Genomic DNA, 14,290 nt, shown 5'->3' on the forward strand with positions numbered 1-14,290 from the left:
TCACCTCAAGGTTGCGCTTTGACAGGAGCGGATTCAGAGTCAGGCGGTAAACGACCGGATTGCTTCAAAGCCTCGGCCACTTCTGGGGGCATATAATTCTCATCATGCTTGGCCAATACTTGAGACGCGACCAGAACACCCTCAGCATTCAATTGCCCGACAGCCACAATCCCCTGACCTTCACGGAAGAGATCCGGCAGAATTTTGTCATAGGAGACAGTGACGGTGTGGGCATAATCGGTCACACCAAACTGCACGTCTAAAGCGCCTGATGCACGCTGGACACTCCCCTCAACCACCATACCGCCGGCCCGAATCTCACGGCCCTGAGGCGCCTCACCTTGCGCAATCTGAGTTGGGGTATAAAAGAGGTTAATATTACTGTTCAAGGCATAGAGCACTAGACTGACCGCGACAGCCACACCGCCAACCAGTAGACCAATTAACAATAAGCGCTGCTTACGCTTGGGATTCATATCAGGCTCCTTATCCCGTTATGGCCGCGTAGTCGATACGTGATCCGTACCCGCGGGTCGGCTCATCGAAGAAGTGGCAGATGCGGCATGCTGTGCCTTACGAGATAACCGGCGCTGCAACTGTTGCCGAAAACGGCGGCTTTGCCACCAAGGCACTAAAATATTCAGTACGAGGATCGCCACGCCGATACCATAGGCCCCCCAGACATAAGGAGCGTGCCCCCCCATATGCACAAAATCGGTCAGATTCGCAAAGTACATATTTGCAAAACTCATGACATCACTCCCTCAACATCAGCTCACGCACCCAGTGCGCCTGCTGCTCGCGGCGCAGAATTTCATGACGGGCACGCAATAAAGTCGCCCAAGCTAAAAAACAATAGAACCCTAAGACCATCACTAATAAGGGCAGCCACATTTCCATCGGCATGGCTGGCTTTTCGGTCAAAGAGAAAGTGGCAGGTTGATGCAGGGTGTACCATAAGTCCACAGAGTATTTAATAATTGGAATATTAATCACCCCGACAATCGCGAGAATGGCACAAGCTTTGGCGGCCGCATCCTCTGGCGATAACGCCTCACGTAATGCGATCACTCCCAGATATAAAAACAGCAGGATCAACATTGACGTTAGACGTGCATCCCATACCCACCAGGTTCCCCATGTGGGCATTCCCCAGATCGACCCAGTGACAAGTGCTAAAAAAGTCATGGAGGCACCAATCGGCGCTAAGGCTTTGGCTAACACATCCGCCATCTTGATTTTCCATACCAGCAACACCACCCCCATGGCGGCCATCATCATATAAATCGATTGCGCCAAGATCGCGGCGGGAACATGCAGATAAATAATGCGAAAACTATTCCCCTGCTGATAATCCATAGGCGCAAAAGCCAAGCCCCAGACAAGACCAATACTTAGCAGGAGCACGCAGGCCACACCAAACCAAGGCAGCCAACGGCCACTGATCTGATAGAACCACTTGGGCGATCCCAGGCGGTGATAGCATTGCTTCAGCCAGTTCCACACGGTATTGGTCCTCATCAAGCTGTTTCAGGTCTTAAGACCATCAATAGTTTTGTATAACCTTGCGTCTATCTACAGGGACTCATGCACCATGAGTTTTGCACCGTATCGTACAGGCCCATCGTAAAAACGTGTTTTACACCCATTGCCCCTGCACCGATCAAGGCTCCAGTACGACGACTCATCATTGCCCCTGCACAACAACCTTGAGGCTGGCAGAAATAGCCCAAGGTGCCAGCATCAACGCCACCACCCACATCGCCATCAGCAGTGCCAATGTGGGCAGTGGTGAATGTCCGGCAATCGCGTACTGCACCGTCTGAGTGCCAAGAATCAGTACCGGAATATATAAAGGTAAAACCATCAGAGTTAATAGCACGCCGGATTTTCCCAGCCCAGCGGTCAATGCCGCGCCAATGGCTCCCACTAGCGCCAGCACCCCAGTTCCCAAGAAAAGCGCTGCCATCAGGGCGGGCACCGCAGACCAAGGCAAAAACAGCATCATGCCCAAAAAAGGCGCCAGCACAATCAGTGGCAAACTACCGAGTAACCAATGCATCATCACTTTTGCCAAAGCTAAAGGCGCCACCGGCTGCCCTGAGACCACCCATTGTTCTAATGAGCCATCTAATAAGTCAGGTCGAAATAAAGCGTCCAGAGAAAGCAATGTGGCCAACAAAGCGGCCACCCAAAGCACACCGGATGCGACCGGGGCCAAGACCTCAGAAACAGGAGAAACACCCAATGGGAATAAGATCGTCACCAGGGCAAAAAATAATAACGGATTAATCAAGTCACCCCGGCGGCGGACCTGCAAACACCATTCGCGCTTAAGTGCAGCCCAAAGCACACGCGATAGCCGAACCGGGTGATGTGACACTGGAGATAAAGGACGAAAAGCTTCAGACATCAAGCATATCCTCCGGCGGCATAATCTCAACCTGCCGTAATGACGTTAATGACTGAAGTGCATGATGACTGGTTAAAATAACGGCGCCTCCCCGGGCAGCATGCAACTGAAAAAGCTGCTCAAGGGCTTGAACGCCTGCCTGATCAATCGCGGTCAGAGGTTCATCCAGAATCCATAAAGGGCGTTCAGTTAATAGCAAACGGGCCAATGCCACTCGGCGCTGCTGGCCAGCCGATAACTGCTGGCAAAGATGGTCTTCGTAACCCGCTAGACCAACACGCTGCAAGGCTTCGACTAAACGAGGTTCATCACAGCCACCTTCTAATTGCATCAACCAATCAAGATTTTCTAAAGCCGTCAGTTCATGCTTAACCCCTGACAGATGACCAAGAAATAACAGGTGTTGATTAAATGCCAGACGCTGTTGAGATAAAGGCTCACCTTGCCAGCATAGCTGTCCCTCATCATGAGGCAGCAGGCCCGCCAGAACGCGTAACAGCGTGGTTTTACCCACACCATTAGGACCGACGACTTGCACTAGATCGCCATTACCAACACTCAAATTGACACCCTGCAGCAGGCGTTGAGTATGGCGTTGACAGACCAGCGCTTCAGCGGTCAGAGAAAATGGGGCGTACGAAGTGGCCGTCATAGCACCTTACACTGCCGATCCAGAAGAGAATCCAACAAGGATTCTGATATCGGCCGCCACTTTACTATGATCCCTATCAAACCGCTATACACATCACGGCCACAGGTTTTGCTTATCGCGGCCGATAACCCTATTGTTGATCTTGGGCAAAAAAATTGATCGGGTTGGAACTGAATATGTCGACATTGGATCCACAGCTCACCACACAGCTGAGTCAAACATCACGAACAGCGATCACTCAGTCAGCACCGATCAAAGTGGCTTCTGGGACGCCTCCGGCAGCCGGTCAGCAGATGGCAGGAGAGGTCATCCCTCCGCCTCAAGGGCAAAGTGCTGCAGCGGCAAAAACGGCTAATACCACTTGGGTCCAATTAAGTGATGGGCGCGTCATGGCCTTACAGACCGAACGCCCGCTTCCTCCAGGCACTCAAATCAACGTCACAGGTCGCCAAGATCAGCAGGTCAACCTTCAAGTATTACCTCAGAAAACCACCCAAGCAGCCGCCAACGCCGCCGCCTTACAAGCGCTATCAACGACAAGCCAAACAAACCAGCAAGCGGGCCCAGCGACTTCGACAGCCTTTCAAAGCCCTTCAACAGCAATTTTGTCGGCGCTGGTGAGACAACTGCCCGAACCCCAGCAACAGCAGCTGATCCAGCGCCTCAATGAAATCAGTCAACCGCAAGTCACTCAGCAAACGGCCGCGGCAATGAATAAAGCCAGTACCGCAGGCGATACGCAATCACTGCTACAACTGGCCAGTCAACAATTACGTCAAGCCTTACCCGTACAGCAGTCTTTACAACAAACGCTTCAGCAAATCACAAACCTACTCCCACAGCTGAAAGCGACATCCCCAGACTTGATGAGCCTTTTACAAACCATCACCGATAAAGTGCCCAAAGGGGATCAACCGCCCTCCGCGCAAGAGATCAAGCACTGGATCAATTCCAGTGGTCCTTTGCTGGAGGCTCGTATGGCCCAAGGGAAAGGTGATGTTCAGCAGGATCTAAAACTGCTATTACAACGTGCTGCTGCGATGCTCTTACAGCAATCAAGCGCCCAAGGCCGAACGGCGACCACTCATATGGCCAACCGTTCGACCTCAAACACAACAGGCCAAAGCCCTTCCACACCCGCATCCTCACAACCCGCTTCAACGAACACCAATAACGCTGCGACGAGTCCCAATGCAACGGCAAGCAGTCATGCGGCGGCAAGGCCAAGTACAGCGAGTGGAACGACGACAGCTCAAGGGGCTAACACCGCGGCATCATCTCCTTCAAGCTCAACCCCAACATTACCAAGTGGCTCTACGGCAGCACGCTCAAACTTACCTAACGCTCAAGCGTCACAGTTTCAACAAGCTGCTCAACAACTCCAAAGTGCTTCCCCTGCCTCACTCCTAGCCACGATGAACCCGCCCACTTCGGCAGGAGCAACGAGCATTCGTGCAGCGCTATTACAAGGCGCTCTCGCAGGGCTGAACCAAGCACTCAGCTCTACACCGGGAAATCCTGCAGGCACCTCCCCCGCTAACTCGATTCCAACACCGGGAACGACAACACCGAATACGGCTTTCACCGCATCATCACAAGCCAATGCCGCTCAGTCACCGACAGTTCAAACACAGGAGGCTCTCCGCCAAGCACTTGGGGGAGCTTTAGCCCGTATTCAGGTACAGCAGCATGCCGCATTACAGCAAACACAAACGTCTTTTGATCGAGGCCAGCCCGCCCAGGTATTACAAACAGATATTCCCTACATGGTTCGTAATGAATGGCAAAACGCTCACCTTGATATTCGCCGCTTACATGTTAATGAAGAAGGCGGTGGAGAAGGCAGCACGAGTGAAGCTCAAGATCGACCCTGGCAAGTGCGACTCAGATTTGAACTGAATGACTGGGGGGTTGTACATACCCACCTAGTATTGAGAGGAGAAAACTTAAAAGCAGACGTCTGGGTGGAAGAAGCATCCGCCTATAAAGAGATGCAATCAGCGGTTGAGTCTTTGGCTTCACGACTGAGAAGTATTGGGGCCGAGGTGGAAAACGTCGACTGCCACATCGGCACGCCTCCCAGTCTGAAAGCAGAAAGGACTAGCTCAAGTGGCTTGATCGACACCCACATATGATGCAAATTGATTCAAGAGTGCGCATCAAGGTCACCCCAACACACCAATGAGCTTGTAATCATGAAAGTGCATCGACAAAGGTTCACCCCCACCCCAAAGGCTATTGCACTCCAATATGATGGCATGTCGCCACCACGTGTGACCGCCACAGGCGCTCAAGAGATTGCAGAACGCATTGTGGCGATTGCCCGAGAGCACGATGTACCGCTTTATGAAGACCCTTCCCTGGCTGGAGCCTTAGCCCATCTTGAGCTGGGGGATGAAATACCAGAACTCCTTTATCTCGCCATTGCAGAAGTATTGGCTTTTATTTATGGCCTACAGCAAGAAGGTCAACACAAGGGTGAATACACCCGAGAAGACCTCAATCAAAAAAGGCGCCATCGCTATCGCTAATGGCACCTTTTTGACGATAAGGAATGAGCTAAGCACCAACAGCCTCATAATGCTCTTCTTCAGAGACACCACGAACCTCTCGGTGTACTAACGTAATCAATTCCGCTTCAGCTCTCGCCAAACCACAATTTTTCACTAAATCGTCTGAAGACGCGCCCATTTCAACAAGTCGAACAGCATAGTTATAAGGTAAGGCCCCCGGATCACGCTGCTCTATTTCTTGTTGTCGCTCAACGGTCTGATTCAAGCGTTTCTCCACTTCAACCAATCGTTGACCAACCCCAATCGCACCACTGCCCATTGCGTGCGTTTCATTACGCAATGCATTCACCAGCATCCGCGTTTCACGCCGAGCTTCATCGACATCGGACTGAATTCTACGTGTACGCCTAAGCGCAACAAGCCCTAACGTCAACGTGATCAGGCCCAGCAATAAAGCAACGCCAGCCAGATACATCATGGCACTATCCATATTCATCACCCACATCAACACTGCCCGCTGTATCTAGCCAGCGATTCTTTAGCCTAATCAAATCGCCGCCAGTTCCGCCCATTCTTCGTCGTTCATCATCTTACTGAGTTCGACCAGAATAAGCAGAACATTGTTCTTGTTACAGACGCCCTGAATGAATTTGGCACTTTCTTCATTCCCGACATTAGGCGCTGTCTCAATTTCAGACTGGTTCAGATAAACCACTTCCGAGACAGAGTCGACCATGATACCAATCACCTGTTGATCGGCCTCAATAATCATAATCCGCGTTGCATCTGATACCTCACTGGGTGCCAAACCAAAACGCAGTCGCGTATCAATCACGGTCACCACATTACCCCGCAGATTGATAATGCCCAGAACATAGTCTGGCGCCCCGGGGACCGGTGCGATTTCGTTATAACGCAGGACTTCTTGTACCTGCATTACATTGATGCCGTAGGTCTCTTCCGCTAAACGGAAGGTCACATACTGCAACACGGGATCATTGGCACTTTTGGCCTGAATTTCTTGTGAGCTCGACATAATGCGTAACCCTTCTGTTGCCCGCGGGAATCAAACCCGGCCAGACTCATGCTAGTACATGGGTGACGGGATTGACACCCTCGAATCAATCTTCAATATTTTCCAGTACACTTAAATTGGCAGGTGCCATATCACCATGCCCTTCTTCCAACAATCGAGCAAAAGCAGAGACATCAATCAACGCACACATATGATCAATGACTGTACCTGCTAGCCAAGGACGACGCCCTAGCTGAGTACGCCATCTGACCTGCTCCGGCCCTAAGCTAATGGCTTCAGCCACTTGATTGCAGCACAGCCCCCAGTGGCTGTCATGTATCCGAATCACAAATTGATAAGGATCTTTCTGCTGAGCAAGGTGAGGAGGCAGTACCCACTGCGCTGTATCCACCATGCAGACATTCATCCCATTTGAACGCAACATACCACTGAACCAGTCGGGCTGCCCAAATAAAGGCGTTGGTTCTTTTTCAACGCGAATAATACCGCCCAGCTCAACCAGAGGCACTGCCAGCGTTAACCCCTTAACCTTGAACAATAAACACTCAAACCGTTCTTGAGCCCAAAGAGGGCGGCCATTTTTCCATTGAGGCGGTGCAGGAGGCGCCGGAGTCTGATCCTGATGTTGTACAACGAGTTCTGGCTCTGGCTCTGGCTCTGGCTCTGGCTCTGGCTCTGGCTCTGGCTCTGGCTCTGGCTCTGGCTCTGGCTCTGGCTCTGGCTCTGGCTCTGGCTCTGTAATATCAGGCGCGACCTCTTCATTGAGGTCAACTTCAACGTCAGGTGTAGTGGGCTCCGGAACCGCTATTTCAAACTGCTCGCTGTCAGGCTCAGGTACTGACAGTTCAGGCATTAAGACCTGAGGACCAGGATTCACTTCAGCAACAGGAACATGTTGTGCTTCTACCGGAGCAGAAGTTTGAGCCTGAGGCGCTGTCGCTTCAGCCCGAGCATTCATTGACTGACGTAAGTGCTGAGCTTGCTGTGAATCTGAATTTTCAGGCTCTTGCTCTAACAGTTTATGAGCAGACTCCGATTGATTATGAGCAGAATCCCACAATGTCGTCTCGTCAGACTCAGTTAACAAAGCCTCAAGATAGCCTTCAATGGCCTGTTGATGGGCATCATGCTGACTCATAACACAGCCCCTTCAGCATCAAGGCGATGCCGTTCATTCTGCCGATCCAACAAGAATTTCAATAAGACAGAGTAAGCATGCACACCCCGGCTATTGGGGTCTAGCATTGAGGCTGGCATACCAGCCACACTGGCTTCTCTAAACTTAGTATCAACGGGCACCATCCCATGCCAGATGGAGTCGCCATAAGTGTTGCGTAGTAGGCGCAAACTCTGAACAGATGCTTGAGCACGCCGATCATAGAGTGTCGGTACCACGGCATAAGGAAGATCGTGTTTGCGTGCCTTGTTCACCATCCGCAGTGTTCTCATCATCCGTTCAAGACCTTTAATGGCCAAGAACTCAGTCTGAACAGGAACAATCAGCTGCTGACAAGCCGCCAGTGCATTAATCATGAGCAATCCAAGCACAGGCGGGCTATCAATCAACACATAATCAAAACGATTCCACAGCATGGCCAATGCCTTAGAAACGACAAGGCCTTGCCCACCTTTGCCACTGGCTTGGCGCTCCAGCGTCGCTAATGCCGTTGAAGCCGCCATAATTTTTAAACGATCATGGCCGGTATCAAGCAAAAGTGAAGCGGGCAAGTCTTCAGGCATCTGTCGGTGTTGAAAAAGCTCATAAGCACTTTTTTCAACATTATCCGGGTCGTACTTAAAGTAACTGGTTAAAGAACCATGGGGATCCAAATCCAATAGCAATACTTGATGGCCACGATCAGCTAATAAGCCGCCGAGTGTCACGACAGACGTTGTTTTACCAACGCCTCCTTTTTGATTTGCAACTGCCCAGACATGCATACCAGATCCCCATTCCACTCAGCACTTCTTATGTAATATCACTCTATCACGTGACATCACTGATCAGCTTCGCAGGTATATCGGCTAAATTAATGATTTCATCAGTCAGGCCTGCTTTAGCCACTGCCATTGGCATGCCATAAATGACTGAGCTGGCCTCATCTTGCGCCCAGATCAAGCTCCCAGAGTCTTTCAACATACGAGCCCCTTCTCGTCCATCTGCGCCCATCCCCGTCAGCACAACACCCAGTACCTTGCCCGGATAAACTCTCGCCGCAGAACCAAAAGTGACATCAACACTAGGTTTGTAATTTAAACGTTCGTCACCATCGAGAATTTTGACACAACCACTACCACGCTTTTCGACCATCATTTGCTTCCCGCCAGGGGCTAGCAAAGCTAATCCAGGGCGTAACGCGTCACCATCACGGGCTTCTCGCACTTCAATTTTGCACAAGCTATTCAGCCGCTCAGCAAAGGCACCAGTGAAAGTCGCCGGCATATGCTGAATCAATACAATAGGTGCAGGGAAGTGAGCTGGCAGCTGAGTTAACAAGCTTTGCAAAGCCATAGGCCCCCCCGTCGAAGTCCCAATAGCGACTAAACTAAAATGGCGAGGATTAGATTTTGGCCGGGCTGCAGGCTTAACAGGAGGGCGCGGCTCATGAGTCTGACGAGCTTGAGTTTCCTGACGACGCTGCTGAATTCGATCTCGCAACCCTCCCGGCACTGGCTTGGGAGAAGGTTCGGCTGGAGCATGTCGCTGGCGTGATTCAGGAGGACGTAATGCGGAGGCATTGGGCTGACCTCGCAACACTCCTCTCTGGCTTCGAGCAACCGTCAGAACTTTATCGCACAGAACTCTCGCCAACTTATCAGCATGACGTGAAATATCTTCAAAATTTTTCGGCAGGTAGTCAACAGCCCCAGCCTCAAGGGCGTTTAATGTAATACGCGCCCCTTCATGAGTCAGAGAAGAGAACATCAAGACAGGAGTGGGTTGACGCTGCATGATCTCCCTGACCGCCTCGATGCCATCCATGACAGGCATTTCATAGTCCATGGTGATGACATCAGGCTTAAGTGTTAGCGCCTGCTCGATAGCCTCGCGGCCATTACTAGCGGTACCAATCGGCTTGAGACGTGGGTCCGTCGACAGCAGTTCACATACTCTGCGTCGAAAGAAACCAGAATCATCCACGACCAAGACTGTTACAGGCATGAGCAGTGCCACCTCATCATCATTTAATTACAACTCCGACATTAAATTAGTGTGCTTGCCCTCTGAGCCTTCAGAAACCAAAAGACCCAGTGTGTCACCTTCAATAGAAACCAGTAGTAATACAACAGGCTCACAAGACTTGCTGATAAAAGAGGTCTCTGTAGCGCCTACACATCGTGTATGACAATACAGTGACCCCTCACTTTTCTATCGTGGTCTTGAGCAAAAGGGACCCGCTTTGATTATCAAGCAAACTTTAGCGGATCAGTTACCAGAGCACAGGGCTTCCTAGAACACAGGGTTAACGACGAGCATAATGCTTAAGCACGCCAGGAATATCCAAAATCAGCGCAATGCGCCCATCTCCTGTAATAGTGGCCCCGGCTAGACCAGGCGTACCATGTAGCATCTCTCCCAGAGGCTTAATCACCACCTCTTCTTGCCCTATCAGCTGGTCAACCACAAATCCAACTTGTTGGTTACCAATAGAGACCACGACAACATGAGCACTTTTCAACTCATCGTGTTCAATCACACGCTTGGCAGGATCGCGCACCAACCACCGACGCAGATGGAACAACGGCAAAGTACGATCACGAATGACCAAACACTCCTGGCCATCCACCACATTCGCCTTAGTAATATCCAGCTGAAAAATCTCATTCACATTAACCAACGGTAATGCAAAAGCCTGATCCTTCAACATAATCATCAAGGTCGGCATAATCGCCAGCGTCAAAGGCACTTTAATACTGATTTTGGTGCCCTTATGAATCTCAGACCACACATTGATCGTGCCGTTAAGCTGGGAGATTTTAGTTTTCACGACATCCATCCCAACCCCTCGACCCGAAACATCAGAGATTTGATCCTTGGTCGACAAGCCTGCCGCAAAAATTAAATTAAAGGCCTCTTGATCATTTAATCGGTCAGCGGCATCAGGGTCTAACAATCCTTTTTCAACGGCCTTCTGACGCAGCCGGTTAGGATCCATACCAGCCCCATCATCGGAGATGGTCAGCAAGATATGATCGCCTTCCTGCTCAGCCGCAAGAATGACCTTACCCTGGCGAGACTTACCATTACGCTCACGCTCATCGGGAGTTTCTACCCCATGATCAACAGAGTTTCGAACCAAGTGAACCAGTGGATCCGCTAAGGCTTCAACCAGGTTTTTATCAAGATCCGTATCTTCACCGATCATTTCCAGCGCAACTTCTTTCTTCAACTTACGGGAAAGGTCACGAATAACACGAGGGAAACGCCCAAACACTTTCTTCACTGGCTGCATGCGCGTCTTCATCACAGAGGTCTGCAAATCTGCGGTGACGACATCAAGGTTAGAAACAGCCTTAGCCAGCTCAGAATCATTACTCTCAGACCCCAAGCGAACCAAACGGTTACGCACCAGCACCAACTCACCCACCATATTCATAATTTCATCAAGGCGAGAAGTGTCAACGCGCACAGTGGTATCAGCCACAGGCTCTTTCTTAGCGGGCGCCTTACCCTGCTGAGCAGGTAAGTTTTGACCATCTTTATTAGCCGCAGCGGCCGCTTTAGGTTTAGGTGCAACAGGCGGTTTTGGCTGAGGAGAAGACGGCGCCTCGGTGTGAGGATGGACATCAACAGGCCCTTTCCCCTTACCGTGCAACTGATCGAGCAGCGCTTCAAACTCATCCTCAGTGATATCTTCACTGCCACTGGTCGCCACCGAGATATCCGCTGCCGCAGGCTCGGGCGAGGATTCCGAAGATAACTCAGCGCCAGGCCCCTTCCCTTTACCATGTAGCTGGTCTAGGAGATTCTCAAACTCATCTTCAGAAATCTCATCACCACCATCTGCCGCCCCCCCTGTTGCCGCGACCGTTGAGGGCTGTTGTGGTGCAGTGGGCGCCTTGCCATCATGCAAGGCATCCAATAGTGACTCGAACTCGTCATCCGTAATATCGCCACTATCAGACTCAGGAGAATCCGTGGTGATCTCAGGCTCTGGCTCAACCGCAGCACTCGGTGGAGGCTCGGCAACCGGAGCAGAAGCCACCTCTGGCGCGGGGCCTGTTTCGCTCTCCGGTTTTGCATAATAAACCAGTTGCTCAATGAGAGCCTCATCAGCTTCTTCTGGCATTTCATCGCCGCGCACCGTCTCAAACATCTCATTGACGCTATCTAACGCAGCCAATACCACGTCCATCAATTCAGGGGTGACCTGACGTTGATGTTTACGCAGGGTATCGAACACATTTTCCGCGGAGTGGCAGCACTCAACCAACGGTGTCAACTGGAGAAAGCCTGCCCCCCCTTTGACCGTATGAAAGCCTCGGAAAATCGCATTCAGCAGCTCAGTGTCATCTGGGGCCTGTTCCAGATCGACCAACTGTTCTGACAACAATTCAAGAATTTCCCCCGCCTCAACGAGGAAGTCCTGCAAAATTTCCTGGTCTACATCAAGACTCATCCAATGACTCCTTTAAAACCCGAGACTAGAAAGAAGGTCATCCACTTCATCCTGATTGGCAACCACATCGCTACGTTTATCCGGCGACACAATCGGCCCCTCGGGCAGTGTTCCATCACCTTCTTCTTTGGCCACCTGTTTCTGCTGGGCCATCTGGGGATGTCGGATGCCGGTAATACGGTCAACCTGTCCAGCCATGCAGACCAGGTTTACCAGACTGGATTCCACTTCATGAACTAAATTGCTCACACGCTTCAACACCTGCCCAGTAAGATCCTGATAGCCTTGTGCTAGCGTAATTTCACCGAACTTTTCTGAAAGGACATTGGATTGTGTTTCAACATGCTCCAGAAAGAGATCAATGCGCTTATAAAGCCCACGAAACTCATCTGCTTTCATTTCGCGACTCATAAGCTTGGCCCATTCTTTTCTAAGCTGTGAGGCTTCCCGACCAATATTGTCATTAATCGGTGTGCACTCTTCCACCTTATCCATAGTGGTATTAGCAGCTTCCTGAGTCATGCCGATGACATAATTGAGCCGATCAGAAGCATCCGCCATTTCCGACATTTGTTGACTCGCTTGCGGATTCAAACCCGAATCAATGTGGAAATTATTAATGGCATCATGCAACGCTCGAGTCAGTCTCCCAACCTCTTGGTAGAGATTTCGGTGACGTTCATCATTAATCTGTTGGAGCAGGTTAACTGCTTCCGTCAGATCTCCTTTTGCGATGCTCTCTGTCAACTCAGCTGTGGCCTCTCGAAGCTTTTGCTCGAATTCACCACTTTCGTGCTGTTCATCTGTCATAGCTCGACCCTGTCGCCATTAAGCCAAGGTGCTGCAAAATCCAAAATCAACCTTCAATACGTTCGAAGATCTTTTCGATTTTGTCTTTGAGCACTGCAGCTGTGAATGGCTTCACAATATAGCCATTAACACCGGCTTGAGCCGCTGCCACAATCTGCTCTCGCTTCGCCTCTGCTGTCACCATCAAGACCGGAAGATCTTTTAACTTCGGATCAGCCCGGACATGCTTCAGCAAGTCAAATCCCGTCATACCCGGCATATTCCAGTCGGTGACTAAAAAGTCAAAGTTACCGGAATTAAGTAGCGGAACAGCAGTCGTACCATCGTCGGCTTCTTGGGTATTGTGAAACCCCAAGTCCTTCAACAGGTTTTTGATGATTCTTCTCATGGTGGCAAAGTCATCCACGATGAGAATTTTCATGTTCTTATCCAAGGCAACCTCCGTTAAACCTTGCTAGCAGCGGTCAAGGGTATATTACAACAAGATGGCGGCTTTTGATCTCAGCCTTTCCACCCCGAAAGTCGGCCTCGTAATCGCATTGCGGCCTGACTGTGGATCTGGCTGACCCGTGACTCACTTACTGAGAGCACAGCGCCAATCTCCTTGAGATTTAATTGCTCTGTATAATAGAGACTTAATACCAGTTTCTCCCGTTCAGGCAAACCTTCAATCGCATCAGCAAGCGCACTCTGAAAACGATTTTCTTCCAGTTCACCCTGCGGACTGGGCAAGTGACCATCAGGAATTTCATACGGTGAATCATCCTGATTAGTCAGTTCATCAAAGCTGAAAAGTCGCGTACCTGCAGTATCAGCCAAGCAAGCATGATATTCATCCATACTCATGCCTAACTCTTCAGCCACCTCTAAATCACGTGCATCTCGTCCCGTTCGGGTCTCAATATGCTTAACAGCTTCTGCAATTTTACGCCCATTTCGATGCACAGACCGGGGCGCCCAATCATGCCGCCGCACCTCATCAAGCATAGCGCCTCGAATACGAATTGCGGCATAAGTTTCAAAACTTGCCCCTTTATCCGCTTCAAACTTTCTTGAAGCTTCGATTAAGCCAATCATCCCTGATTGCATCAAATCTTCTAGCTGAACATGATCAGGCAAGCGCCCCATAAGGTGTCGGGCCACTCTTCGCACCAGAGACGTATATTTTTCAACCAGCTGACCATCAGCCAGCTGCTGATTACGAGCATAGAGATCATGCCCCTTGACTGCAGCCATCCTGTTGTC

Annotated in this window: 16 protein-coding genes; 2 read left to right on the forward strand and 14 right to left on the reverse strand. The window is 50.6% G+C overall.

Features of this window, described 5'->3' with window-relative positions; all coding sequences use genetic code 11:
• Window positions 1-5 precede the first annotated feature (5 nt).
• The 5 genes from ccmE to ccmA all read right to left on the reverse strand — a co-directional run bounded on the left by ccmE (window position 6) and on the right by ccmA (window position 3,065).
• The gene (gene ccmE / locus BFW38_RS11940) at window positions 6-476 is read right to left on the reverse strand and encodes a cytochrome c maturation protein CcmE (RefSeq protein ID WP_068999001.1); all 471 of its coding nucleotides are present in this window, start codon (window positions 474-476) and stop codon (window positions 6-8) included.
• Between the two features lie 18 nt (window positions 477-494).
• On the reverse strand, window positions 495-752 hold the full coding sequence (gene ccmD / locus BFW38_RS11945) for a heme exporter protein CcmD (RefSeq protein ID WP_068999002.1): 258 nt from the start codon (window positions 750-752) through the stop codon (window positions 495-497).
• Between the two features lie 4 nt (window positions 753-756).
• Window positions 757-1,506 carry a heme ABC transporter permease gene (locus BFW38_RS11950; protein ID WP_425427906.1) on the reverse strand — a complete coding sequence of 250 codons (750 nt, stop codon included), beginning with the start codon at window positions 1,504-1,506 and terminating at the stop codon, window positions 757-759.
• 181 nt (window positions 1,507-1,687) lie between these two features.
• On the reverse strand, window positions 1,688-2,413 hold the full coding sequence (gene ccmB, locus BFW38_RS11955; RefSeq protein ID WP_084004620.1) for a heme exporter protein CcmB: 726 nt from the start codon (window positions 2,411-2,413) through the stop codon (window positions 1,688-1,690).
• On the reverse strand, window positions 2,406-3,065 hold the full coding sequence (ccmA, locus tag BFW38_RS11960) for a cytochrome c biogenesis heme-transporting ATPase CcmA (protein ID WP_068999005.1): 660 nt from the start codon (window positions 3,063-3,065) through the stop codon (window positions 2,406-2,408). Before ccmA ends, ccmB begins: the two co-directional genes overlap by 8 nt.
• Window positions 3,066-3,241: 176 nt before the next feature.
• On the opposite strand from ccmA, the gene fliK reads away from it, so the two are divergent.
• Both fliK and BFW38_RS11970 read left to right on the forward strand, forming a co-directional pair.
• Window positions 3,242-5,200 (forward strand): flagellar hook-length control protein FliK, encoded by a 1,959-nt coding sequence (fliK, locus tag BFW38_RS11965; protein ID WP_068999007.1) that lies wholly within the window; start codon window positions 3,242-3,244, stop codon window positions 5,198-5,200.
• Between the two features lie 60 nt (window positions 5,201-5,260).
• On the forward strand, window positions 5,261-5,596 hold the full coding sequence (locus BFW38_RS11970; RefSeq protein WP_068999008.1) for an EscU/YscU/HrcU family type III secretion system export apparatus switch protein: 336 nt from the start codon (window positions 5,261-5,263) through the stop codon (window positions 5,594-5,596).
• Between the two features lie 28 nt (window positions 5,597-5,624).
• On the opposite strand, the gene BFW38_RS11975 is transcribed toward BFW38_RS11970, so the two are convergent.
• From BFW38_RS11975 to BFW38_RS12015, 9 genes are all read right to left on the reverse strand, one after another.
• Window positions 5,625-6,074, reverse strand: a complete 450-nt coding sequence (locus tag BFW38_RS11975; RefSeq protein ID WP_218186416.1) for a DUF2802 domain-containing protein — start codon at window positions 6,072-6,074, stop codon at window positions 5,625-5,627.
• A 51-nt stretch (window positions 6,075-6,125) separates the two neighbouring features.
• Entirely contained in the window at window positions 6,126-6,614 is a 489-nt protein-coding gene (locus BFW38_RS11980) for a chemotaxis protein CheW (RefSeq protein WP_068999009.1), read from the reverse strand.
• Window positions 6,615-6,699: 85 nt separating this feature from the next.
• Entirely contained in the window at window positions 6,700-7,752 is a 1,053-nt protein-coding gene (locus BFW38_RS11985) for a chemotaxis protein CheW (RefSeq protein WP_084004621.1), read from the reverse strand.
• Window positions 7,749-8,555, reverse strand: a complete 807-nt coding sequence (locus BFW38_RS11990; RefSeq protein ID WP_068999010.1) for a ParA family protein — start codon at window positions 8,553-8,555, stop codon at window positions 7,749-7,751. Before BFW38_RS11990 ends, BFW38_RS11985 begins: the two co-directional genes overlap by 4 nt.
• A 46-nt stretch (window positions 8,556-8,601) precedes the next feature.
• The gene (locus BFW38_RS11995; RefSeq protein WP_069000441.1) at window positions 8,602-9,777 is read right to left on the reverse strand and encodes a protein-glutamate methylesterase/protein-glutamine glutaminase; all 1,176 of its coding nucleotides are present in this window, start codon (window positions 9,775-9,777) and stop codon (window positions 8,602-8,604) included.
• A gap of 301 nt (window positions 9,778-10,078) precedes the next feature.
• Entirely contained in the window at window positions 10,079-12,235 is a 2,157-nt protein-coding gene (locus BFW38_RS12000; protein WP_068999011.1) for a chemotaxis protein CheA, read from the reverse strand.
• 12 nt (window positions 12,236-12,247) lie between these two features.
• Window positions 12,248-13,045 (reverse strand): protein phosphatase CheZ, encoded by a 798-nt coding sequence (locus tag BFW38_RS12005; RefSeq protein WP_068999012.1) that lies wholly within the window; start codon window positions 13,043-13,045, stop codon window positions 12,248-12,250.
• A 46-nt stretch (window positions 13,046-13,091) separates the two neighbouring features.
• Complete coding sequence (locus BFW38_RS12010; protein WP_068999013.1) at window positions 13,092-13,466, reverse strand: chemotaxis response regulator CheY; 375 nt, start codon at window positions 13,464-13,466, stop codon at window positions 13,092-13,094.
• Between the two features lie 80 nt (window positions 13,467-13,546).
• On the reverse strand, window positions 13,547-14,281 hold the full coding sequence (locus BFW38_RS12015) for an RNA polymerase sigma factor FliA (protein WP_068999015.1): 735 nt from the start codon (window positions 14,279-14,281) through the stop codon (window positions 13,547-13,549).
• Between the last annotated feature and the right edge of the window lie 9 nt (window positions 14,282-14,290).

This window comes from Terasakiispira papahanaumokuakeensis (assembly GCF_001709345.1).
In the GTDB taxonomy this organism is placed as follows: domain Bacteria; phylum Pseudomonadota; class Gammaproteobacteria; order Pseudomonadales; family Halomonadaceae; genus Terasakiispira; species Terasakiispira papahanaumokuakeensis.